The organism is uncultured Aquimarina sp. (assembly GCF_947496855.1).
Classification (GTDB): Bacteria; Bacteroidota; Bacteroidia; order Flavobacteriales; family Flavobacteriaceae; genus Aquimarina.
Genome location: NZ_CANMED010000001.1, coordinates 1,182,419 through 1,204,815, shown reverse-complemented (window position 1 = coordinate 1,204,815; position 22,397 = coordinate 1,182,419). Strand labels below are relative to the sequence as shown.

15 protein-coding genes are annotated in these 22,397 nt (G+C 32.9%); 12 read left to right on the top strand and 3 right to left on the bottom strand.

Features of this window, described 5'->3' with window-relative positions; translation table 11 throughout:
• The first annotated feature begins 206 nt into the window (after positions 1–206).
• The 11 genes from Q0921_RS05330 to Q0921_RS05280 all read left to right on the top strand — a co-directional run bounded on the left by Q0921_RS05330 (position 207) and on the right by Q0921_RS05280 (position 18,375).
• Entirely contained in the window at positions 207–854 is a 648-nt protein-coding gene (locus tag Q0921_RS05330) for a T9SS type A sorting domain-containing protein (RefSeq protein ID WP_299254320.1), read from the top strand.
• Between the two features lie 73 nt (positions 855–927).
• Positions 928–3,576 (top strand): T9SS type A sorting domain-containing protein, encoded by a 2,649-nt coding sequence (locus tag Q0921_RS05325; protein ID WP_299254316.1) that lies wholly within the window; start codon positions 928–930, stop codon positions 3,574–3,576.
• 104 nt (positions 3,577–3,680) lie between these two features.
• Positions 3,681–4,949, top strand: coding sequence for an Ig-like domain-containing protein (locus Q0921_RS05320; RefSeq protein WP_299254313.1), 1,269 nt, complete (start codon positions 3,681–3,683; stop codon positions 4,947–4,949).
• Positions 4,950–5,224: 275 nt separating this feature from the next.
• Complete coding sequence (locus Q0921_RS05315; RefSeq protein ID WP_299254310.1) at positions 5,225–6,646, top strand: sulfatase-like hydrolase/transferase; 1,422 nt, start codon at positions 5,225–5,227, stop codon at positions 6,644–6,646.
• A gap of 839 nt (positions 6,647–7,485) precedes the next feature.
• Entirely contained in the window at positions 7,486–8,640 is a 1,155-nt protein-coding gene (gene galK, locus Q0921_RS05310; RefSeq protein WP_299254307.1) for a galactokinase, read from the top strand.
• Position 8,641: 1 nt separating this feature from the next.
• Positions 8,642–9,679: a UDP-glucose--hexose-1-phosphate uridylyltransferase gene (locus tag Q0921_RS05305; protein WP_299254304.1), complete on the top strand. Its 1,038-nt coding sequence runs from the start codon at positions 8,642–8,644 to the stop codon at positions 9,677–9,679.
• A gap of 34 nt (positions 9,680–9,713) precedes the next feature.
• Complete coding sequence (locus Q0921_RS05300) at positions 9,714–10,739, top strand: LacI family DNA-binding transcriptional regulator (RefSeq protein ID WP_299254301.1); 1,026 nt, start codon at positions 9,714–9,716, stop codon at positions 10,737–10,739.
• A 371-nt stretch (positions 10,740–11,110) separates the two neighbouring features.
• On the top strand, positions 11,111–14,350 hold the full coding sequence (locus tag Q0921_RS05295) for a DUF1553 domain-containing protein (RefSeq protein ID WP_299254298.1): 3,240 nt from the start codon (positions 11,111–11,113) through the stop codon (positions 14,348–14,350).
• Positions 14,351–14,357: 7 nt separating this feature from the next.
• Positions 14,358–15,863 (top strand): DUF1501 domain-containing protein, encoded by a 1,506-nt coding sequence (locus Q0921_RS05290; RefSeq protein WP_299254295.1) that lies wholly within the window; start codon positions 14,358–14,360, stop codon positions 15,861–15,863.
• 23 nt (positions 15,864–15,886) lie between these two features.
• Positions 15,887–16,996 carry a 6-bladed beta-propeller gene (locus Q0921_RS05285; protein ID WP_299254292.1) on the top strand — a complete coding sequence of 370 codons (1,110 nt, stop codon included), beginning with the start codon at positions 15,887–15,889 and terminating at the stop codon, positions 16,994–16,996.
• 14 nt (positions 16,997–17,010) lie between these two features.
• Positions 17,011–18,375, top strand: a complete 1,365-nt coding sequence (locus Q0921_RS05280) for a DUF2231 domain-containing protein (RefSeq protein WP_299254289.1) — start codon at positions 17,011–17,013, stop codon at positions 18,373–18,375.
• A 49-nt stretch (positions 18,376–18,424) separates the two neighbouring features.
• Here Q0921_RS05280 and Q0921_RS05275 read toward each other — a convergent pair whose 3' ends face one another.
• On the bottom strand, positions 18,425–19,315 hold the full coding sequence (locus tag Q0921_RS05275) for a phytanoyl-CoA dioxygenase family protein (protein ID WP_299254286.1): 891 nt from the start codon (positions 19,313–19,315) through the stop codon (positions 18,425–18,427).
• Positions 19,316–19,407: 92 nt separating this feature from the next.
• Here Q0921_RS05275 and Q0921_RS05270 point away from each other — a divergent pair, with 92 nt between their 5' ends.
• On the top strand, positions 19,408–20,298 hold the full coding sequence (locus tag Q0921_RS05270) for an AraC family transcriptional regulator (RefSeq protein WP_299254283.1): 891 nt from the start codon (positions 19,408–19,410) through the stop codon (positions 20,296–20,298).
• 63 nt (positions 20,299–20,361) lie between these two features.
• Here the strand turns inward: Q0921_RS05270 and Q0921_RS05265 are convergent, their stop codons facing one another.
• Entirely contained in the window at positions 20,362–21,168 is an 807-nt protein-coding gene (locus Q0921_RS05265; protein ID WP_299254280.1) for an alpha/beta hydrolase-fold protein, read from the bottom strand.
• A 72-nt stretch (positions 21,169–21,240) separates the two neighbouring features.
• Positions 21,241–22,365: a Zn-dependent alcohol dehydrogenase gene (locus tag Q0921_RS05260; RefSeq protein WP_299254277.1), complete on the bottom strand. Its 1,125-nt coding sequence runs from the start codon at positions 22,363–22,365 to the stop codon at positions 21,241–21,243.
• Positions 22,366–22,397 lie beyond the last annotated feature (32 nt).

Genomic DNA, 22,397 nt, shown 5'->3' with positions numbered 1-22,397 from the left:
TTTTTTTTCATAGTTCAGTTTTAGTCTAGTTTGGTTTTTGCTTGTTCATTTTATTAAATATTAATTTTATAATTCTTTGTGTATTTAGAGTTATTTTTTTTCAGAAATATTTTTTCAAGCTATTTTTTTCCGACATCAATTGAGCTTGTGAGAGGGTATTAGTTCAGATATGCAACGTGTTTTTCTAATCTAAAAATGTTAATATTATGAAAAAAGCTACACTAATTTCTTTTTTGTTTACTGGTTTTATTGGTATTTCTCAATCTATTGTTTGGAACAACCCTATTGCGGCTGTGACTCCAGGCCAAACTATAACTTTAGATGTTTCTTATGATTCAGGGTCAGAAGATTTCTTCTATGTAGGTGTATTATTAAGAGAAGTTGATGCTTCTTTTAATATTGTAAAAGACTATAATCAAATATTTCCTATAAATGAGAGTGGTGGGCAACAACCAAATAGCCAGTCTAATGTTACTTTCAATTATACTGTAGACGACACAGCACCTAATTCCTCAGCATTACCTACAGGGAATCAATATTTAATGATTGTTTTTATGTCTTATAACAATGATGGAGGGTTTGTAAATGATAATATGCCGGTCACTGTTGATTCTACATTATCAATCGGTGATTTTGATACGAAAGAAAATTTCACGGCTTTTTATCCTAACCCGGTAAAAGATATAATACATTTTAATGATAATGTTGTTTCAAAAGAATATAGGATTATTGATATAACTGGAAGAATAATAAAATCTATAAATGCGCAAAAAACAATCAATGTAGAAGAGTTAACAACTGGTAGTTATTTTATAGAAACAGAAAAAGGTATCGGAAAGTTCTTCAAAATCTAATTTGGATACTAGTATTAATCAGCTTTATAAATCCTTTCAATAATAATATTTTAAATAGATACCTTTTTTTACTATGAATAAAGAAATAAGACACTCTCAATTTCACTTAAAAATAACCGTCATTACAATTGTCATTTTTGGTTTTAGTAAATTGTGGTCACAGGTAAATGTTGATGTTAATTTTGATGTTAATCATACTATTGATGCAGTTACTTCTTTCGATAGAGAAAAATTTATTACTTGTCATTCCGATCCAAGTGAAAACGACTTTAATGGAGACTTAGATAAGATGGAATATCTTATTAATGATTTAGATGTATATTTTGGGAGAGAAACGGGTAGGATGCGTTTTCAATCAAGTCAAGTGATAGAAGATCCTGCAAGAATAGGATTTGCAAGTCCTAGCGATATTACTGTAAAAGGTGATCAATCAAAAAATAATTATGCCAATAATACTATAAGACATTCGTATGAGAAAGGTCGCTTAATGACAGCTGCTCAGGATGTACCTTTTTATCCTAATGGCAATAATGCAACTGGACAAGGATGGTTTTTTTCACAAACAGATACGGCTTCAGAACCTTTTGGAACAGCTACCGGAGAATATATGGGACGTTTTCTTAGGGATTCTCACGGAACTGGTGGAACAACGGGAAATATTAAACCAACTTGGGTAGAAGTTATGAATGAACCTGTTTGGCCACTTGTTGATTTTAATTTACATGGCGGAGGAACTATTGACGATATTTTTAGAATGCATATTTCTGTTGCTGATGAAATAAAAAAATATTCTCCTGATACTAAAGTTGGAGGATTTACAACAGCTTTTCCGAATTTAGAAAAGTTAGGAAGGATCGATACATCTCCATTTGGACAATGGGAAGAACGATGGAAACGTTTTATCGATGAAGTAGGGCCTAAAATGGATTTTTATTCAATCCATTTATATGATTTTCCTGGTATTGGTGGAGGTTTAGAGCAATATCGCAAAGGTAGTAATATGGAGGCTACGATGGATATGATAGAGCATTACAATACTATTGTATATGGAACTGTTAAACCTTGGGTTATTTCTGAGTACGGGTCGCAACTACATGATTGGTATAATGAACCTTGGTCTCCTTTTAGAGACTGGCTTTTCTTGAAAGCACAATCTTCTATGTTAATGCAATTTATGGAACGGGCTAATGTAATCGAAAAAACAATTCCATTTACAGTAATGAAAGCAGAATGGGGATTTGGTAATTTTAGTAATAATGGAGTGCCTTATTATTGGAGAATGATGAGGAAAGAAAATGAACCTAGTTCTTACTCAGGAGATTGGGTTTGGTCAGAATATATTAAATTCTATGAGTTGTGGTCAGATGTAAAAGGTGTGAGAGTAGATACAAAGTCTACTGATCCAGATATAATGGTGGACGCATACATTAATGATGATAACGCCTACCTCATTCTTAATAATATCGATGAAAACAACCTCAATGTGCAGCTTAATGAGTTTGGATTAAATGGAAATTTAGTAACAGGTGTAAAAGTAAAACATTTGTATCTGGGTTTGGATAATACTCCAAAACTAGACACCATTTTGATGTCCGAAGTTCCTGAGAATATCACAGTGAATAAAGAAGGCTGCATGATAATTGAATATATTTTTGACGCACCTGTTATAATCAACGAGTCGTCTGCTGAAATTAAAACGTATGCCACAACTTACAAGCAACCTATTACTGCAAATACAGCGATTAATTTTACTATTCCTAATGTATCCATAGGAAGTTTTGGAGAAGGTGTTATACGATTAGGAATTGGAAGAGATAAGGATAAGAACAGGATCCCAATGGTTTCAGTTAATGGAAATAGTACAACAGTTCCATCAGATTATAGAGGAGATGATCAAAATGACAGAAATAGTTTTTTTGGAATATTAGAGGTGCCTGTATCTAATGATTTGTTATTGAACGGAGATAACATTGTGAGTGTAACATTTTCTGATAACGGAGGATTTGTAAGTAGTTGTGCTTTGCAAAGTTTTGAATTCTCAAAAGATATTATCAGATCAGGAAGTAATATTCAAAGAGACAGAATGATCACATTTAATAATAGAGAATCTTTTATTATAGGAAGTTTTTCGGATCCTGTTGTAGAATTCGGCCAAGTCATGGATATAAATGTCACCTATAACACAGAGATTATAAATAACGCAGAAGAAAATCTAAGCTATGTAGCTACTCAAGTTAGACAGTTGGATGGCTCTGGCGCTACAGTTAATACTAGTACATTTACAACATCAATTCCTGGAACGGCGGATAATACAGGAACACTAACATATCAATATACTGTCCCAAATAAATTTGACGATGATACGGATATACCTCTAACCGAGAATCTGCCCTCGGGACATCAATTGTTATTATTAATTTTTATGTCAGTTGATGGAGATAGTAATTTTGCCAATGCTAATGATACTATTATTATCGCAGAAAATGTCTTATCTGTAGGCGATATTATTAATCCAGATAACACAATACGACTTTACCCTAATCCATCCAAAGACAAAGTATATCTTAGCGGGAAATTCAACTATTGGAGATTGTATTCTTCCACAGGTAAATTACTTAAAGAAGGCGAAGAGAAAAATGTTAATACTTCCAATTTATCTTCAGGCCTGTATTTCATCAATTTTGATAACAAAGGGAAACCAATAAAACTGGTGAAACATTAATTTTTTTTAAATCTTTTCGATGGATGGCATTATTTGTAGAAGTGTTTAAATAAAAATAACGAAGACTTGTGAAAAAGGATGTTTAATTAATACTAGAAATTAAAATGTTTGAAAAATTGTTTTTTAATAATAACCTAAGATGTTCAGTGTTTTTCTTAATGGGTTTTCTTATTACTGGATGTGGTAGTGATGACTCCAGAACGAATAATGGACAGGTTGATAAGAAACCAGTAGCTGTCAACGATAGTTTAACGGTAGAAGAGGATAGCGTCTCCGGAGAGGCAAATAGAATAACCGTATCTACAAATGATACTTTAGGAACAGATGGAGACAATTATAGTTTAACAACTGATCCGATACAAGGCATGGTAACCGAAGTTAATGACGGTGTCTTTGAGTATATACCTAATTATAACTTTGATGGAGTAGATAGTTTCACTTATACAATAACTGATGCTAACGGTGATGAAGCAACTGCAAAAGTTAATATTACAGTGAATCCATATATTCCTTCACCAGATGATTTTGACAACATCAATCCCGATTTGCCTTCTTTCGTATCTATAGATGATACTACTCCTCTTGATAAAAAATGGGTAAAACTAGAAGCTATGTCTGATGAGTTTGATACTTGGGATAGTACTAAATGGTTTAAAAGCAATTGGAATTATGAAGTTCCTGTTTTTATGTCTTCATCTAATGATAATTCAGGAGTTTCTGATGGGAACTTATGGATAAAAGCTACTTTGAATGAATCTAATCCAGAGGAAAGATGGTTTCAAACAGCAAGAATTCATTCAACAGAAAAAACGAGCTACCCAATGTATACGGAAGCACGAATAAAAACAGCTCACATATCTGCTTATAATACATATTGGCTAAACAATGGTAATATTTCAGATAGAGATGAAATTGATATTATAGAAAACAACTCTAAACCTTCTTGTAATTGTCAACCCGATTTTCCAACCACCATGAATTCTCAGTATTTTCATGCGGATTCTGATTTAACTCCAGTAACTATAAGAAAAAAAGATAATTATAGTAACAATAACTTATCAGATGCCAATCCGCTAAGAGGAGTTCAATGGAACAAGGAATATCATACAGTAGGGGTATGGTGGAAGGATAGCAAAAATATTCAATTCTATTTGGATGGTGAGCTGGCAGGAAACGTTGTAGTAGGTAATCACGAAACAGGAGAGAATTTTCCTAATCGTATTTTTACAAGAGATTTAGAAATTATTTTTGATTTATGGACCAATGAAGCGAATTGGTTGGGTGGTCTTCCTCTTAAAAGTGATTTAAGCAATGATGATATAAATACTATGAGAATTGATTGGGTTAGAACTTGGAAATTAGAAGATAAATAATCGATTAGTAGATCGAATAAATACAGCAATTAGAACGGATTATTTTAGATGCATTAGTTTTTGATTTATAAAACGGAAAGAATGTAGATCTGAAAGAGATAACAACAGTTAAAACTTTAGAGTATAGAATTTAAACATCTTTGTGCTTTTGGATTAGATATTGAATTAACCTTTCAAACTTTTATGTTTATGAGTGTAACCTTAATATTCTTTTTAACTTATAAGTTTCGAGTTTAGTTTATAGTGAAAAACAAGTTTAATATATAAACATAAAAATGTCAAGATCTAAAAAAAACACCAATGAACACATTATAATATTATTGATTATAATTTTTATTCTAATAGTTCAATTTGTTAATTCTCAAGATCGTCCTAATATTATTTTGATAATTTCGGATGATGCTGGATATGCAGATTTTGGTTTTCAAGGAAGTATGGAGATGAAAACACCGCATTTAGATCAATTGGCCGATGAAGGTATGCTTTTTAATCAAGCGTATGTAACGGCTGCAGTTTGTGGACCTTCTAGAGCAGGAATATTAACAGGAAAGTATCAACAACGGTTTGGTTTCGAAGAGAATAATGTTCCGGGATATATGAGTAATTATTATATTCATGATGATGAAATGGGGTTGCCGCTAAATGAAAAAACTATTGCCGAGTATTTGAAAGATTTGGGATATCGAACTGGACTTTTTGGGAAATGGCATCAAGGAAATGCAGATCAATTTCATCCGACCAAAAGAGGATTCGATGATTTTTATGGGTTTAGAGGTGGAGCTAGAAGTTATTTTGAATATGATGAGAATAATCCAACATCAAGAGTTGAGGATTTGCTTGAAATCGGTTTTCGTAAGTTTGGGGAAACAAAAGATTACTTAACAGAATCTTTTGCAAAAGCTACAGTTAGCTTTATTGAAAGAAACAAAGATGTTCCTTTTTTTGCAATGCTCACGTTTAATTCGGTACACACACCAATGGAAGCAACTAAAGAAAATCTTAAAGAATTCCCTGATTTAAAAGGAAAAAGAAAACAATTAGCAGCAATGACTTTGGCAATGGATAAAGCGTGCAAACTTGTTTTTGATAAAGTAAAGGAACTGGAGTTAGAAGAAAATACTCTAATTATATTTACTAACGATAATGGAGGGCCTTCTGATACAAATGCATCTAGCAATAAACCTCTGAGTGGTACCAAAGCAAATCACCTAGAAGGCGGTATTAGAGTTCCGTTTATCATGAAATGGAAAGGTAGAATCCCTAAAAAATCAAACTATGATTTACCAATCAGTACTTTGGATTTATTACCAACGTTCTATGGCCTAGGAGGTGGGAATTCCAAAGATTTGCGTGATATTGATGGGGTAAATTTATTTCCCTATATATCTGGAAAAAATAAAGCTAGACCTCATGAAATAATGTTTTGGAAGAAGGAAAACAGAGGGGTAGTTCGTAAAGAAGACTGGAAACTAATTAGATATCCAGATAGACCTGCTGAACTTTTTTACCTTCCTAATGATATGTCAGAACAAAATGATTTAGCTTCGGAATATCCAAAAAAAGTAAAGGAACTGTTTAGGTTGTTGTTTGAATGGGAATTAACATTGGAAAGGCCAAGATGGCAATTAAAAAGAATGTATGAAGGCAAAGCCCTCGAAAGGATGGATCAGTATAGAATCAGAAATAATAGGCAATGATTAGTTTTTTTTAAGAAGTTTACAAAAATTGTGTCCAAAACCAATTATTATATATTACGAAAAAAACATTTTAATATAGGATTAGATAATGTTTTTTTAGGGTAAGGGAATCGAAACCATTTGTTTTTTTTTAATAATCAAACTGTGATAAAAAACCTCCTTTTTAGAAGATGATTTATTTTTCCGTTGAGTGTTTTTTAATAAATCAAGTGATAATATTTTTTTCTAAAATTATGAGGGGCCAGTTTTTTTTTAATTTGCTCATACAATAACTGTAACTACAGAAGTGTAAAGCTTTCTGGTAACAATTCAAATTCAATCGGGTAATATCTTCTTGCTGTGTATTTTGGTTTTTCCATAGCATATCTTACCATTAGGTTATGATTTAATACTATTTCAGGTAAATCATTTATAGAAAACCAGAATGCCTCGTGTGTGCTACCTAGATCCTTATTATGTTCATTTATTCAAAATTAAGGTATATTGAGCAATGCAAATACATCGTGCTTCAGGATTTCGGTTTACGTTGGAATATGTTTTAAGTTCTTTAGTGAATATTTGTTCTAAACCTGTCTCATTAGAGTTCTAATCCAACAAAACTCCCAATCAATAACCAATAACCTTTTAGAAGCTCCATTTCTCGTTTAAAAAATATAATTTTTCAAGTTTCTTTATCAAAACCAAAAGTGATACAGTCGATCGCAACAAACACTTTTTCTTTGTTACTATATCAATCGTTTTCCTGCTTTTAAGGAAAAACGATAAAAATATTATTAGTAAATATAATAAATGTATTTTTTACATTTATTATATTTGTTACTTTAATTTATACCACTACCATGAATAAAGAAAACAATTTTAATCCTGAGATCATAGTTGCCTCTCCTGGAAGAATAAACTTCATTGGCGGACATACTGATTATAACAATGGATTTGTACTCCCTGCAGCAATAGATAAAAAAATAAATTTTCAACTTAGAAAGAATGGAACGGCAAACATCTGTAATGTTCATAGTGAAAATTACAACAAATTTCTTGTTGTTGACCTTAATAAAATAGAACCTAGTATAGAAGGTTGGGAGAATTATATTTTAGGAGTTTTACAGCAGTTATTAAATCGATCTGATGGTATCATGGGATTTGATTGTGTTATTAGTAGTGAATTAGCTATTGGTTCTGGCTTAAGTTCTTCTGCCGCTTTAGAATGTGGATTGGCCTATGGAATCAATGAGCTGTTCAATCTTGGTTTGTCAAAACTTGAAATAGCAAAATTAAGTAGAGATGCAGAGCATGAGTATGTGGGTACAAAATGTGGAATTATGGATCAATATGCATCTGTTTTTGGAGAGGAAAATAAGGTGCTTTTTTTAGATTGTCATTCCTTAAAATATAAATTGATCCCTATGTACCTAACGGATTACAAAGTATTGGTTATTAATACTAACGTGGAACATAATCTTTCTAGCAGTAACTATAATACAAGAAGAGAACAATGTGAAGATGGAGTAGAAGTAATCAGAAGAAAATATAAATCAGTTTCTTCTTTAAGAGAGGTAACTTTAAAAATGCTTGCAGAGGTAAAAGAACTTATGTCACCTGTTATATATCAACGATGCCTTTATATAGTAGAAGAAAATATAAGAGTACAGAAAGCAGCAGATTATTTAAAAAATAATGACCTTAAGGAATTTGGAAAATTACTATATAAGTGTCACGAAGGATTAAGACATCAATATGAGATTAGTTGTGATGAATTAGACTTTTTAGTAGATTTTTCAAAAGACAAGGAATTTGTTATTGGATCTAGAATGATGGGTGGTGGTTTCGGTGGATGTACTATAAATATTATTCATAAAGACTTCATCGATGACTATACTCAGAAAATAAGCCAGGCTTATCAAGATCGGTTTCATATAAAATTGGATGCTTTTCAGGTGATGCCAAGTAAGGGAACTAGTCATCAGGTAATTACTGTTCAAGAAAAAAAACTTTAAAATGAAAGAGATTAATAATAATCCACATAGAAGGTATAATATACTTACAGGAGAATGGGTCTTAGTATCTCCACACCGAACCAAAAGGCCCTGGCAAGGAAAAGAAGAGAAACAAGTGATCGAAAAAAGGGCATCATATGACGAAGGTTGTTATTTATGTCCGGGAAATACTAGAGCAAGCGGAACTACTAATCCGAAGTATGATGGTCCTTATGCTTTTGTAAATGATTATTCGGCCTTACTACCCGATACTCCAGAAGAAAATTTCACAGATGGACTTCTACAAGGTATTTCAGAAAAGGGAATTTGTAAAGTTGTGTGCTTTTCTCCTGACCACTCTTTGACATTGCCTTTAATGAAAGAAGAAGACATACAAAAGGTAATTGAATTGTGGAAAAAAGAATATGAAGAGTTAAGTGAAAAACCATACATCAATCATGTACAGATTTTTGAAAATAAAGGTGATGTGATGGGATGCAGTAATCCTCATCCCCACGGACAAATATGGGCTCAAGAGTCCATTCCTTTAGAGGTTTCCAAAAAAACAAGTCAAATGAAAAAGTATTGGGGAACTAATACTAAGAGCTTATTAGAAACGTATATAAAGCAAGAATTAGACGCAGAAGAAAGAATAATTTATGAAAATGAGCATTTTGTCTCTTTGATTCCTTATTGGGCAGTTTGGCCATATGAAACGATGATTGTACCCAAAAAACATAAGAAAAATATCAAAGATTTAAACAAGGATGAAATAGCTTCGTTTGCTAATATTATAAAGGATTTGACGATTAGGTACGATAATTTGTTTAAAGTAAGTTTCCCTTATTCAGCCGGAATTCATCAAGCTCCAACTGATAAAGATTCTCATGAGGAGTGGCATTTTCATATGTCATTTTATCCTCCCTTATTGAGATCTGCAACCGTAAAGAAGTTTATGGTAGGTTATGAAATGTTTGCGGATCCGCAACGGGATATTACCGCTGAACAGGCAGCAAAAACACTAAAATCATTATCACCAAAACATTACAGTGATAATTAATTTTAAGTTTTTTTAAAATTGAAAATAGTTTAATATGAGCAAGCAAATGATGACATTAAAAAAACTCTCAGGATTATCTAATTTTTCGATATCCACTGTTTCAAAAGCTTTAGCGGATAATCCTGAGATTAGTGTAAAAACCAGAAATAAAATCAAAGGACTTGCCAAATTATACAATTATAGCCCCAACTTAACAGCAAAAAATCTAAAAGAAAGAAAAACAAGGACAATTGGGGTCATCATTCCTAATATTTTGGCACATTTTTTTGCAAAAGTATTGGCGGGTATCGAAAAAGAAGCTACTGAACAAGGGTATCATATTATTACTTGTATATCAGATGAATCTTATGAAAAAGAAGTAAAAAGTATTGAAATGTTAGCAAATGGAAGTGTTGATGGTTTTATTATTTCGATATCTAAAGAAACTTTTGTAAAAGAGAACTATCAACATTTACAGAGTGTTATTAACAAAGGATTGCCGGTTTTAATGTTCGACAGAGTAACAAATAGGATTGATTGCGATAAAGTGGTCATTAACGATTTTGAATCCTCTTATAATGCGACAAAAAAATTAATGAGATCTGGTTGTAAAAATATTGTTTTTGTGTCTCCAATTCATAATACTAGTGTGGGATTAGAAAGAGTTAGAGGATATAAAGAGGCTATTGAAGAGGAATTAATATATAAAGGAAAGCAAGAAACATTGATTATTGAGGATTATAAGAGGTTTTCTAAAGATTTCCTTGAGTTTATAAAACACAATAAAGTAGATGGAGTAATGGCAGCAGATGAGCTTTCAGGAATTTATACCATGAATTTAATTATAGGAGCTGGATTTAAAGTTCCAGAAGACATAGCAGTAATAGGTTTTACAGATGGTATTCTTGCAGAAAATAGTAATCCACCTTTAACTACAGTTGATCAGCATGGAACTAATTTAGGTAGTATAGCAATAAAAAAGATTGTAAATAGGTTAAATAATGCAACAGAAACAAAGGAGTATAAAACCACTGTTGTAGAAACTACTCTTATAGAAAGAGGTTCTACGATTTTTTCATAGTTATTGATTTATAGCGGATGGATTATGCCTCAATACTTAATTATATATTTCCCGTTTATAGCTATTCTCTATAGTATTTTATAAAAAGGGAGTGTTAGGGTACATTACACATAAAAAGTATATGTGCTAATAGATTACTTTTTTTCAATATTAAGAACGGTAATCATAAGATTATACTTATAAACGATCCAAATTATTTATGTAGATTCTCTTATTAAAAGCTAATAAAGAAGTAATGATTATGATCATTTAATGATATAGTTTAGTTTTAAAACAGTGATTGTCTAGTTTTTGTTCAGTTGGTGGAAAGTGCCAAAAAGTGATGATATAGTAGTTTTGGTCTCATAATATTAGTGATTAATTAATAGAAAATGAGAAAAGCTTCTTTTTTGATAATTTTTGTTGTTTTAGGCGTCTTTTTAGGATGTGAACCTTCATTGCCTATAGATGTAGCTGATGCTTATGAATCTTTACCTTCAACAGTAGATTATAATATACATGTAAAACCAATTTTATCTGATAAGTGTTTTTTATGTCATGGTCCAGATAAAGCAAAAATATCAGCGGGTTTACAATTGCATACTTCTGAATCAGCTTTCGCAGAATTACCAGATTCACCGGGTAAGTTTGCCATTGATCCAGGAAGTCTAAAAAAATCTGAAGTTTTTCATAGAATTTTATCGGAGGATTCCAAGATTATGATGCCAACTCCAGAATCCTACCTGAAATTATCTGCAGAGGAGAAGGCTATTCTTATTAAATGGATAGAGGATGGAGCAGAATATAAGGATCATTGGGCATTTATTCCTCCAGAGAAATCTAATACACCTGTATTGAAAACTGAATCTTCCATAGTAAACCCTATAGACAATTTTGTAATTAAAAAATTAAAAGAACATAATTTACAACTAGCTGAAAAAACAAGTAAAGAGTTATTGTTACGAAGAGTATCATTAGACTTAACTGGTTTACCACCTACTAAAGAAGAAATACTGAGTTTTATAAATGACGATACACAAGATGCATATGAAAAACAAGTAGATCGACTCTTATCTTCCAAGCATTATGGTGAAAAAATGGCTGTAGACTGGCTAGATTTAGCGCGTTATGCAGACACTCATGGATATTTTGTAGACCGCTATCGTGATATGAGTCCTTGGAGAGATTGGGTTATTACTTCTTTTAATAAAAACATGACTTATGACAAGTTTATTACTTGGCAATTAGCAGGAGATTTATTAGAAAACCCGACTAAAGAACAAGTTTTAGCTACAGGTTTTAACAGATTACATCCTCAGAATCTGGAGGGAGGTATTATAGATGAAGAATTTAGAGTGGAATATGTTTCCGATAGAACAAATGTAGTTGGTCAAGGTATTATGGGACTAACGGTGGCCTGTGCAAAATGTCACGATCACAAGTATGATCCAATTTCTCAAAAAAATTACTTTGAATTATTCAGTTTTTTTAATCAAGTAAACGAATCTGGTCAAATTCCTTGGGATTGGTCTATACCTGTTCCGACACTGCTACTTCCGACAGAAGAAGAAGAAGAAATGATGACTTATATTGAAGGTCTTATAACTGATTCGAAAAATAAGGTTGAAGAAATAGTATCTAATGAGAAGGAAAATGTAGATAAATGGATACGGAGCGAAAAATATAAAAAAGATGTTTTTATAGACTCAAAACATTTAGTTGCGAAGTATGATTTTCAAAACAAACCTATCCGTAATATTTTGAATTACAGTCAAAAAAATGAAATGAAAACTCAGTTTGCAGGTAATCAAAAAATAGTTTTAAAAGAAGGGTACCAGGGAAAAGGTTTAGAGTTTGATGGTGATGCCTGGTTGGATTTAGGTGATGTTGGAATTTTTCAAAGGAGCGAAGCTTTCAGTATAGGTATAAGGGTGTTCGTGCCTAAAGACCTTAAAGAAGGAGTTATTTTTCATAAAGCGCAAGGAACAAGATTGCATAGCTATCGCGGATACCATTTATCCATAACAAAAGACAATACATTTGAGTTGTTATTAGCACATGTATGGCCAGATAATGCTATTGTAGAAACTACAATTAATGAGGTACCAAGAGATGAGTGGATTCAACTAACACTTACCTATGATGGTTCTAGTACTGCTGGTGGATTAAAACTTTATATGAATGGAGAACAGATGCAAACTGAAGTGGATATTGATAATCTTTATAAAGATATTATTTTTCATGATTTAGAGGATTACATCTATTCAGAGCCAATAGAACCAGGGTTACAACTAGGAGCAAGATGGAGAGGTAAAGGTATAGCGGGTGCAGTAATTGATGATTTAATGGTATTTGATAAACAACTAACTTCTTTAGAAATTAAAAAACTAACGGCTCCCCAACTCTTAGAACCATTAATTTCAAAAGGATTCAATCAGCTCTCTAATAAAGAGAAAGAGAATTTAAAGTTATATTATTTATCATCTAAATCTGCACCTGTTAAAAAAGCTATTTCTTCTTTTCAGAAAGTGAGAACTACGTATGTTGATAGTGTGGATAATATACAAGAGGTAATGGTAATGAAAGACTCTCCAGAGCTTCGTAAAAATTATATTTTAGAAAGAGGACAGTATGATACTCCAGGAGAAGAAGTGTTTCCGGATACCCCCGAGAGCTTACCTGCGATGTCTGCAGATTTACCTAGAAATAGATTAGGCTTGGCAACATGGTTAACAGATCCTAAACATCCATTAACATCACGAGTAGCTGTGAATAGATATTGGCAAAATTTCTTTGGGACTGGAATTGTTGAAACTTCCGAAGATTTTGGGAATCAAGGTAGTTTACCTACGCATCCTAAATTATTAGACTGGCTAGCCACTGAATTTGTAGAATCAGGATGGGATCTTAAGAGATTAAATAAACTCATTGTAATGTCTCGTACCTATAAACAAAATTCGAATGCATCTGATAAATTACGTGAGTTAGATCCTGATAACTCTTTACTGGCAAGAGGACCTTCTAAGCGATTGTCAGGAGAGATGTTGCGAGATAATGCATTGTTAGCAAGTGGGTTGCTTAATACTAAGGTCGGAGGAGAAAGTGTGAAACCTTATCAACCAGATGGCCTCTGGAAAATGACCCATTTACCATATGAAAGAGATAAAGGAGAGAAATTATACAGAAGAAGTTTATACACCATCTGGAAGCGAACCGCTCCTAATCCTACCATTGCTACGTTTGACACTTCTACAAGAGAAATTTGTATGACTCGTAGACAAGAGACCAATACTCCTTTGCAGGCGTTGGTATTATTAAATGATCCGACATATATAGAGGCTTCAAAAGTATTGGGTGAAAAAATGACGACCTTCTCTTCAATAGAAGAAGGAATTAAAGATGTATACATTCGATTGACAGGAAAACAAATAACAATGCCAGAATTAGACTTATTAATAAACCTTCAAAAAGAAGAGCTAGCAAAGTTTAAAGGTGATCCTATTAAAGTTAAAGGATGGTTAACATCTGGAGATTTTGTTTTTGATAAAAATGATAACCTTCCAATGATTGCTGCAAATGCAGTGGTTGCAAGCACTATTATGAATTCGGATGCAACAATAACTAAAAGATAATACTATTATGTGTGATCACCATGATACATTACGATCTAATAACAAAGATCTTCAACAAATCGAAAAAATGTTGGATAGAAGATCGTTTTTAACCAAAACATCTCTAGGTTTTGGTGCCTTAGCGTTAGGGTCATTATTAAATGCGGATAAGGCCTGGAGTGCAGTAAAGAATAACACTAAGCCTGATTTGGAGATGTTTAGTAGAAATGATTTGGGGTTGCCGCACCATCTGCCCAAAGCCAAGCGAGCTATTTATTTATTTCAGAGTGGAGGACCTTCTCAAATAGAACTGTTTGATTATAAACCAAAGTTAAAAAATTTATATGGTCAGGAACTACCTGATTCTGTAAGGAAAGGGCAACGATTAACAGGGATGAGTGCAGATCAAACCTCTTTACCAATAGCGCCTTCTATTATAGATTTTAAACAATATGGAGAATCCAGAGCATGGATAAGTAGTGCGATGCCCCATTTGTCTGAAGTGGTAGATGATATATGTTTTATAAAATCAATGCAAACGGATGCTATTAATCACGATCCTGCGATTACCTTTTTTCAGACAGGTAGTCAACAAGCAGGTAGACCTTCGATCGGTTCATGGCTAAGTTATGGTTTGGGTTCTGACAATGAAAATTTACCCACCTTTATTACTTTAGTTTCTAAAAATGGAGGAGGACAACCATTGTATGCACGTCTTTGGGGAAATGGATTTTTACCAACTGAACATCAAGGAGTACAATTTAGAAGCGGGAAAGATCCAGTACTCTATCTTACGAATCCTGAGAATTATGACGGTCGTGACCGTAGAAATATGTTAGACTATCTAGGTAAATTGAACGAGGTACAGCATGGTTTTTATGGAGATCCTGAAATAAACGCACGTATGTCCCAATACGAGATGGCGTTTCGTATGCAAACCTCAATACCAGAGGTTACTAATATGAGTGATGAGCCCGAATATATTTTTGATATGTATGGCAAGGATAGTAGAGATCCAGGTACTTATGCTGCGAATTGTCTGTTAGGAAGAAAACTACTGGAAAAAGGAGTCAAATTTGTACAGTTATACCATCAAGGTTGGGATCAGCACATTGGATGTCCTAAAGGAGTATTAGGAAATGCGAGAAAAACAGATCAGGCGAATGCTGCATTAATAAAGGATCTGAAACAAAGAGGTATGTTCGAAGATACCTTATTGATTTGGGGAGGCGAGTTCGGAAGAACAGTATATTCACAAGGAAAGTTAACCGCTACTGATTATGGACGAGATCATCATCCTAAAGCCTTTACGATGTTTATGGCTGGAGCTGGAGTTAAACCAGGAATTACCTACGGAGAGACAGATGATTTTAGTTATAATGTTATTAAAGATCCTGTACATACTCACGATTTTCAAGCTACATTACTACATCTTTTTGGAATTGATCACGAACGTTTAATATATAAACATCAGGGAAGAAGATTTCGATTAACAGATGTTCATGGACATGTAGTGAAAGATATATTAAGTTAATCAATTATATAACAATATTTTAGATGCCATCAAGAAGAAATTTCATAAAAAATACAACTTTATTGGGAGCTGGAATTACTACAAGTACTTCTTTTGGATTTCATATAATGAAAAAGAGCTCGACAAAAAAAGAAGGGATTATCGGACATGGTAAGTATCAATACCGAATCGTAAGAGATTGGGCCGATATCAGTATTGTAAGGAATCCTATTCTTAATTGTCACGAAATGCAGATTGATAGTAAAGGCAGGTTGATTATGATGGGAGATCATACGGGTAATAATATTTTGATCTTTGATAAATCGGGTAAACTACTTGATTATTGGGGGACCTCCTATCCAGGAGGACATGGGCTAACCTTATTTGACGAAGGAGGCGAAGATGTTTTGTTTCTTACAGATTCTGGTTGGTTTTTGAATAAAAAAGGAGAATGGGTTCATCATAACGGAAGAGTCACTAAAACAACTACAGATGGTAAAGTTGTTTTTGATATTGGACATCCACAAACTATAGAGATTTATAAACCTGGAGATCATTTTTGTCCCACAGAAACAGCAATAGGACCTAATGGAGATATCTATGTAGCAGATGGATATGGAATGGATTATATTATTCAGTATGATACTAATGGTAAATATATAAGACATTGGGGCGGAAAAGAGAACAGTGATCCAAATTACAAATTAGACAATGCACATGGAGTAGCTATTGATTATAGAAATAAAGCAAATCCATTGGTTGTTTGTACCTCTAGAAACGAGCAATCTTTTAAATGGTTTACCTTAGATGGAAAGTATGTTAAAACTCTTCATTTGCCAAATATGCAAGTTTGTAGACCTGTTTTTGATAATCAAAATCTCTATGCCGGTGTTTGTTGGTCACAACCTAAAGTTGGAAGAACTACCTGGAAAGATCATACCGGATTTGTTACAATTTTAGAAGGAGACAAAGTAGTGTCAAACCCAGGTGGTACGGCGCCAGAATATAAAGATGGAGAATTGCAAAAATCTTATCAACTAAACAATAAACCAATTTTGCATGGGCATGACGTATGTGTGGATGAAGATAAAAACCTATACATCTGTCAATGGAACGCTGGCGGAACTCCTCCATTAAAATTAGAAAGAATTTAAAGAAAAGAAAAGTAATGAACGAAGTATCCGATATTGTTTTATTTTTTGGAAGATTTCATCCATTGGTAGTACATCTTCCAATTGGATTTTTGTTTTTTGCATTTATTTTAGAAATACTGGCAAAATTTCAAAAAAAAGATCGATTAAAAGTAGCAATCCCTTTAGCCCTATTTCTAGGTTCAATTAGTGCCATTGGAGCCTGTGTGTTAGGATATATGTTATCCTTAAGTGGAGATTATGATAGCCATGCTCTAGATAAACACTTCTGGTTTGGAGTAGCGACCACCGTTCTAGCGGTCTTTGCTTGGATTTTAAAAACAGAAAGAATAAAAAACGGTATTAGGGATTCTGTAAAACTGAATATTGCGACGCTTACTTTTATAGTGTTATTGCTAAGTGTTACTGGTCATTATGGAGGAAATTTAACACATGGATCGGATTATCTTACTACATATCTACCTTTTGGTAAAAAGGAAAGAATAGAAGAGTTTAAAATCAATACAATAGAAGAAGCACAAATTTTTACCAACGTAATAAACCCAATTCTTGATAGAAAATGTATAAGCTGTCATAATTCTTCTAAAAAGAAAGGAGGACTTTCTTTAGAGGGGGAAGTGGCTATTTTAGCCGGAGGAAAAAATGGTGCATCCCTAATCGCCGGAAATAGTAGTCAATCCGAAATCATAAAGCGAGTCCATTTGGATCCAACGAGTAAAGGGTTTATGCCTCCAGAAGGAAAAACGCCATTAACTAATGAAGAAATAAAAGTTATTGAATATTGGATAGATCACGGTCAAGCAAATTTTGAATTAACAGTAGGGAGTGTTGATACTCCAGAAGATATTAGAAAGATACTAGAAGAACAACTTCATCTCAATGGTAATAATACCTCAGGAGTAACTATGAGTAAAGCAGCCGAAATTCCTGACAAAATATTAAATAAATTAATTAATAAAGGGGTAAGCATACGCGAAATTGTAGCAGAAACCAATCAGCTAGATGTATCAATAGTATCAACAAACAAAGAAAAGTTGAGCAAACAGGGTATAATCGAATTGCTAGAAGAGTTGTCAAAAATAAAGAACAATATCGTTTGGTTATCCTTACCTTCTCAAGGAATTATAGATAAACATTTAGAAATTATAGGGACTTTTACAAATGTACGACGTCTGGGTTTACAGGAAAATAACATTTCGGATAAAGGTTTATCTTATCTAACAAACTTAAAACAATTAGAAAGCCTAAATCTTCATAGTAATACAGCTATAACTGATAAAAGTTTACAGAAGCTAACAAAAATTAAAAACTTAAAAAGAATATACCTTTGGGGTACATCAATCAATGAAAATAAAATCAAAAGTGATAAAACAATCTTTTGAACTAAAATGATCAAAATGTTATTTTTAAACAGATAAAAACAGGTCCATATTATTTAAAAATACCTGTAGATAAAAGAGGGAAAAATTTCCCATCCATTAATAGATCTTTTTTAACTGGTGGGACACCTTTTAGGATCACATCATCGGTATCAGATAATGTTCCATCACCAAAAACGTTAATAACGAAAGCTCTTCTCGGTTTTTCGGAATTATTCTCAAAAGAACCGTGAACCATTAGTGGATGATGAAAAGAAGCATGTCCTTTTTTCATTTCAATTGAAATAGGGTTATCGAGAGCTTTTGTTTGTTCTTCATTTAAAAACTCTAAAAGCCCAGTCATTTCTCCAGTTAAAGATGGTTTGTCAAGCAATCCCCATTTATGGCTTCCAGGTATATATTGTAAACATCCATTTTCTTTAGTTGCATCATCTAAACCAGTCCAGCAAGTAAGATGTTGCATTGGTTTCGTTCTTGTCCAGTATGAGTAATCCTGATGCCAGGCGACTACACCCCCATGTTTGGCTGGTTTACAAAATAATTGATCATGCCAAAAGCGAACATTTTGTTCTCCAAGAAGTTGATACGAAGCCATAACAAAGGCAGGGTTCCATAAGATATCGTGAAACCCTTTTGATACTCTCCAATGTCCTAGAGAATGAAAAATAACTCGATTAGGATCTTCGGATTCGTTAGAATGAAACTCGTATAAAAGATCATGTTTAGGATGGTTAGGGTCCATAATGTCTTGTAATTCGTCTCGTAATACATCGATTTGTTTGTTGTTCAGAACTTTAATATTGTGTATGTATCCATATTCTTTAAAATGTTCCACTTGATTATTGTTCAATCGATATTGTTCCCAATCTTTAGCATCTTTTGGCCATTCGAATAAGTCTGAAATATGTTTGCTATATTTTGCTAAATCACGATGTGTTTTCATTTTTTTTATTGAATATGATTATGTTCAAATTTACAATTCATTGGAGTTAAAAAATTATACTATTTTAGCAATAAATTAAACTTTATTGATATTTGAGTAATAAGAGTAATACTAAAATTGCAGTTCCGTTAGAAAGAGTAAAGAAGTCTATTCATTCCTCTTTTTTCACAGGTGTTTATGAGCAACCTTATTTTAATGGTGTATGGCATTATCATCCTGAGTTTGAACTGCTCCTGGTGACAGAGGGTAGTGGGACTCGTTTAGTAGGTGATCATGGAGAAGAATTCAAGCCTAATGATTTAGTTCTTTTAGGTGGTCTGTTACCTCACACTTGGATATCTGATTCAAAATATTTAGAAGAAGATTCTGAAGAATTTTGTAAATCAATATATGTTCAATTTAGAAAAGATATTTTTGGAGCTCATTTTATTGATATTCCAGAACTAAAAACCGTAAGAAAAGTATTAAAAATATCTGAACGAGGTTTGAAAATTAAAGGAAAAAATAAACCCGAGATTATAAAAATATTACATAAAGTTCCTCAGCTATCTTCTTTTGATCAATTATTAAGTTTGTTAAAAATTCTTGAGCTAATTAGTACTTCTGACTATGAATTATTAGCTTCGGAGGACTATATTAAACAACGTTTTTATCTTAAATCTACTCGTGTTCTAAAAGTACACGAATACATTATGGAGTCTTATCAACGAGATATATCAGTAAATGTTTGTGCACAAATGGTTGGAATGACAACATCTTCTTTTTGTAGATTCTTTAAAACAGAGACAAGTTATACTTTTACAAAGTATGTGAATAAAATTCGTATTGATTTCTCTAAAAAACTTTTGTCTAATACAAATATATCAATTAAAGAAATTGGTTATGAATGCGGATATAATTCTGTTCCTTATTTTAACAGGCAATTCAAAAAAATAGAAGGAGTTCCCCCATTTACTTATCGTAAACTCTCAAGATATAAATAATACTTTTAAAACTCTATGCTTCTTAGAGTACTAAAAAGTTTTAGAAAATATACTGTCAAATAATTATTTGTTTAGGATATTGTCAAAAAATAAGAAGGTGTCTTTTATATAGGTTTCCCAGTAAGGCCATTCATGTTTGCCCGGATTTTCCTTATACATATGTTTTATATTTAATTTTTTTAGTTGTAGATGTAGTTTTCGATTGCTTTCGATGAGTAGATCATCAATACCACAATCAAATCTAAATGGTGGTATATGTTCTTTGTATTTTAATATAGTTTGATAGATAGATTCATTTTCTTTTTCAAGTTGATGATATGAAGTCAAGGGTTCTTGTACAAAAAGTTTGATTTCTTTCAGTACAGTAATCGATGATAAACCAGATACAGCCATAAACATGTGATGATTTTTGACACCTAAACGTAGCGCTCCAAATCCTCCCATAGATAATCCGGCGATACATAATTTAGATTGTAAACTTGCTTGAGGGATTAATTCTATAACCGCTTGAACCACATCCTCGGTAATCCATTTTTCAAAATCAGCATGAGTGTGAGGTAGATATCCACTTCCATCTCCCCAAAGTCCATCAGAAGGCATAGCAATGATCATAGGTTTTATCTCCTTATTTTTAATCCATGATTCCATTTTTAGATGAATACCTGTTTTCTGTGACCAGATCCAATGACTGCCATATACTCCGTGGAGTAATATTGCTATTGGTAAATCCTCCAGATTATAACCTGATGGAACATATACGGTAATATCTCCTCTCTGCCTAAGGTTACTACTCTTAACTGTAATATGTCGTAATTGATTAGATTCAAAGCGTGGATCTGATATTTCTGTAGTTCTAAATTTTGAGAGCATATAGCACTGTGTTAATTATATTTGTTTTCTTAGACAGCGTTTTGCGAAAAAACTATTGATGTAATAGTAAGTTTAAGGTTCAAAAATTATAACGCCTTTTGCGTTTTTTCCGGAAAGCATATCGTCAAAGGCTTGTTGCAATTTTTCGAATTTATATGTAGACGTTATCATTTCGTCTAATAATAAGTCACCTTTACTATAGAGTTCTAAAATTTTTGGAAAGTCAATTTGTGGTCTACACTTACCATAAAGTGGGTTAATATATATTTTATCCCATTCGAATAGTTGCATATCGATTGTAACTTCTTGTTCAATCCCACTTACCTGAACCGCTGTACCTGCGTTGCGAATCATTCCTAAAGGCGCAGCTCCTAATTCTGGTATAGCAGTACATTCAAATGCAAAATCAGCTCCTCTTTTCCCTACAATCTCTTTAACTTTTATCGTAGCTTCTTTTAACCCTTTATCAGATTGTTGTGCTAGTACAAAATGAGTAGCGCCAAATTGCTTTGCCATTTCTAATCTTGCTTTATTAATGTCTATGGCTACAATTTTAGCTGCACCTGATACTTTAGCTCCCTGAATTACATTAAGTCCGACACCTCCAGTTCCTATAACTGCTACGGTAGACCCAGGAGTTACTTTGGCGGTATTAACTGCGGATCCATATCCAGTCATAACACCACATCCTATGATAGATGCAGAACTAAAAGGGATTTCTGTTTGATATTTTATTACTGCCTGTTCTTTAACAATAGTATGAGTAGATAATGTGCCAATATTAAAAGAACGTTCTATACCTTTATTTTTAAAAGTAGTACTTTTTAATCTTGCGTGCCCTTTTGATACTTCTCCATCTGGTAGTACATCTCCAGCAACTACAGGAGAGTTATTTTCGCATATATGTTGATTCTGTTCCTGACATTGAAAACATTTTCCGCAAGGAATGGCCCAATTAAGAATTACTTGATCTCCCGGTTGAACGGAAGTGACATCAGGACCTATTGCAAGCACGATTCCTGCTCCTTCGTGTCCTAAGATTACAGATCTTCCCCAATAAAGAGAATCATAGTCTGTATGACATAAGCCGGCTGCCATCATTTTGACTAATACTTCATCATTTTCTGGTGGTAATATAGTAACTTCTTCAATAGAGAAATCTCCATTTCCCGAACTAATAGCTGCTTTTACTAACATGTCTAAATCGTATAAATGTTGTTCGCAAAGTA

What these genes read in the sequence shown, in the direction of transcription:
- Q0921_RS05330 (WP_299254320.1), top strand. Translation starts at nt 207, where the DNA reads ATGAAAAAAGCTACACTAATTTCTTTTTTGTTTACTGGTTTTATTGGT.
- Q0921_RS05300 (WP_299254301.1), top strand. Translation starts at nt 9,714, where the DNA reads ATGAGCAAGCAAATGATGACATTAAAAAAACTCTCAGGATTATCTAAT.
- Q0921_RS05325 (WP_299254316.1), top strand. Translation starts at nt 928, where the DNA reads ATGAATAAAGAAATAAGACACTCTCAATTTCACTTAAAAATAACCGTC.
- Q0921_RS05260 (WP_299254277.1), bottom strand. Translation starts at nt 22,365, where the DNA reads ATGTTAGTAAAAGCAGCTATTAGTTCGGGAAATGGAGATTTCTCTATT.
- Q0921_RS05280 (WP_299254289.1), top strand. Translation starts at nt 17,011, where the DNA reads ATGAACGAAGTATCCGATATTGTTTTATTTTTTGGAAGATTTCATCCA.
- Q0921_RS05290 (WP_299254295.1), top strand. Translation starts at nt 14,358, where the DNA reads ATGTGTGATCACCATGATACATTACGATCTAATAACAAAGATCTTCAA.
- Q0921_RS05295 (WP_299254298.1), top strand. Translation starts at nt 11,111, where the DNA reads ATGAGAAAAGCTTCTTTTTTGATAATTTTTGTTGTTTTAGGCGTCTTT.
- Q0921_RS05265 (WP_299254280.1), bottom strand. Translation starts at nt 21,168, where the DNA reads ATGCTCTCAAAATTTAGAACTACAGAAATATCAGATCCACGCTTTGAA.
- Q0921_RS05275 (WP_299254286.1), bottom strand. Translation starts at nt 19,315, where the DNA reads ATGAAAACACATCGTGATTTAGCAAAATATAGCAAACATATTTCAGAC.
- Q0921_RS05320 (WP_299254313.1), top strand. Translation starts at nt 3,681, where the DNA reads ATGTTTGAAAAATTGTTTTTTAATAATAACCTAAGATGTTCAGTGTTT.
- Q0921_RS05285 (WP_299254292.1), top strand. Translation starts at nt 15,887, where the DNA reads ATGCCATCAAGAAGAAATTTCATAAAAAATACAACTTTATTGGGAGCT.
- Q0921_RS05315 (WP_299254310.1), top strand. Translation starts at nt 5,225, where the DNA reads ATGTCAAGATCTAAAAAAAACACCAATGAACACATTATAATATTATTG.
- Q0921_RS05305 (WP_299254304.1), top strand. Translation starts at nt 8,642, where the DNA reads ATGAAAGAGATTAATAATAATCCACATAGAAGGTATAATATACTTACA.
- galK (WP_299254307.1), top strand. Translation starts at nt 7,486, where the DNA reads ATGAATAAAGAAAACAATTTTAATCCTGAGATCATAGTTGCCTCTCCT.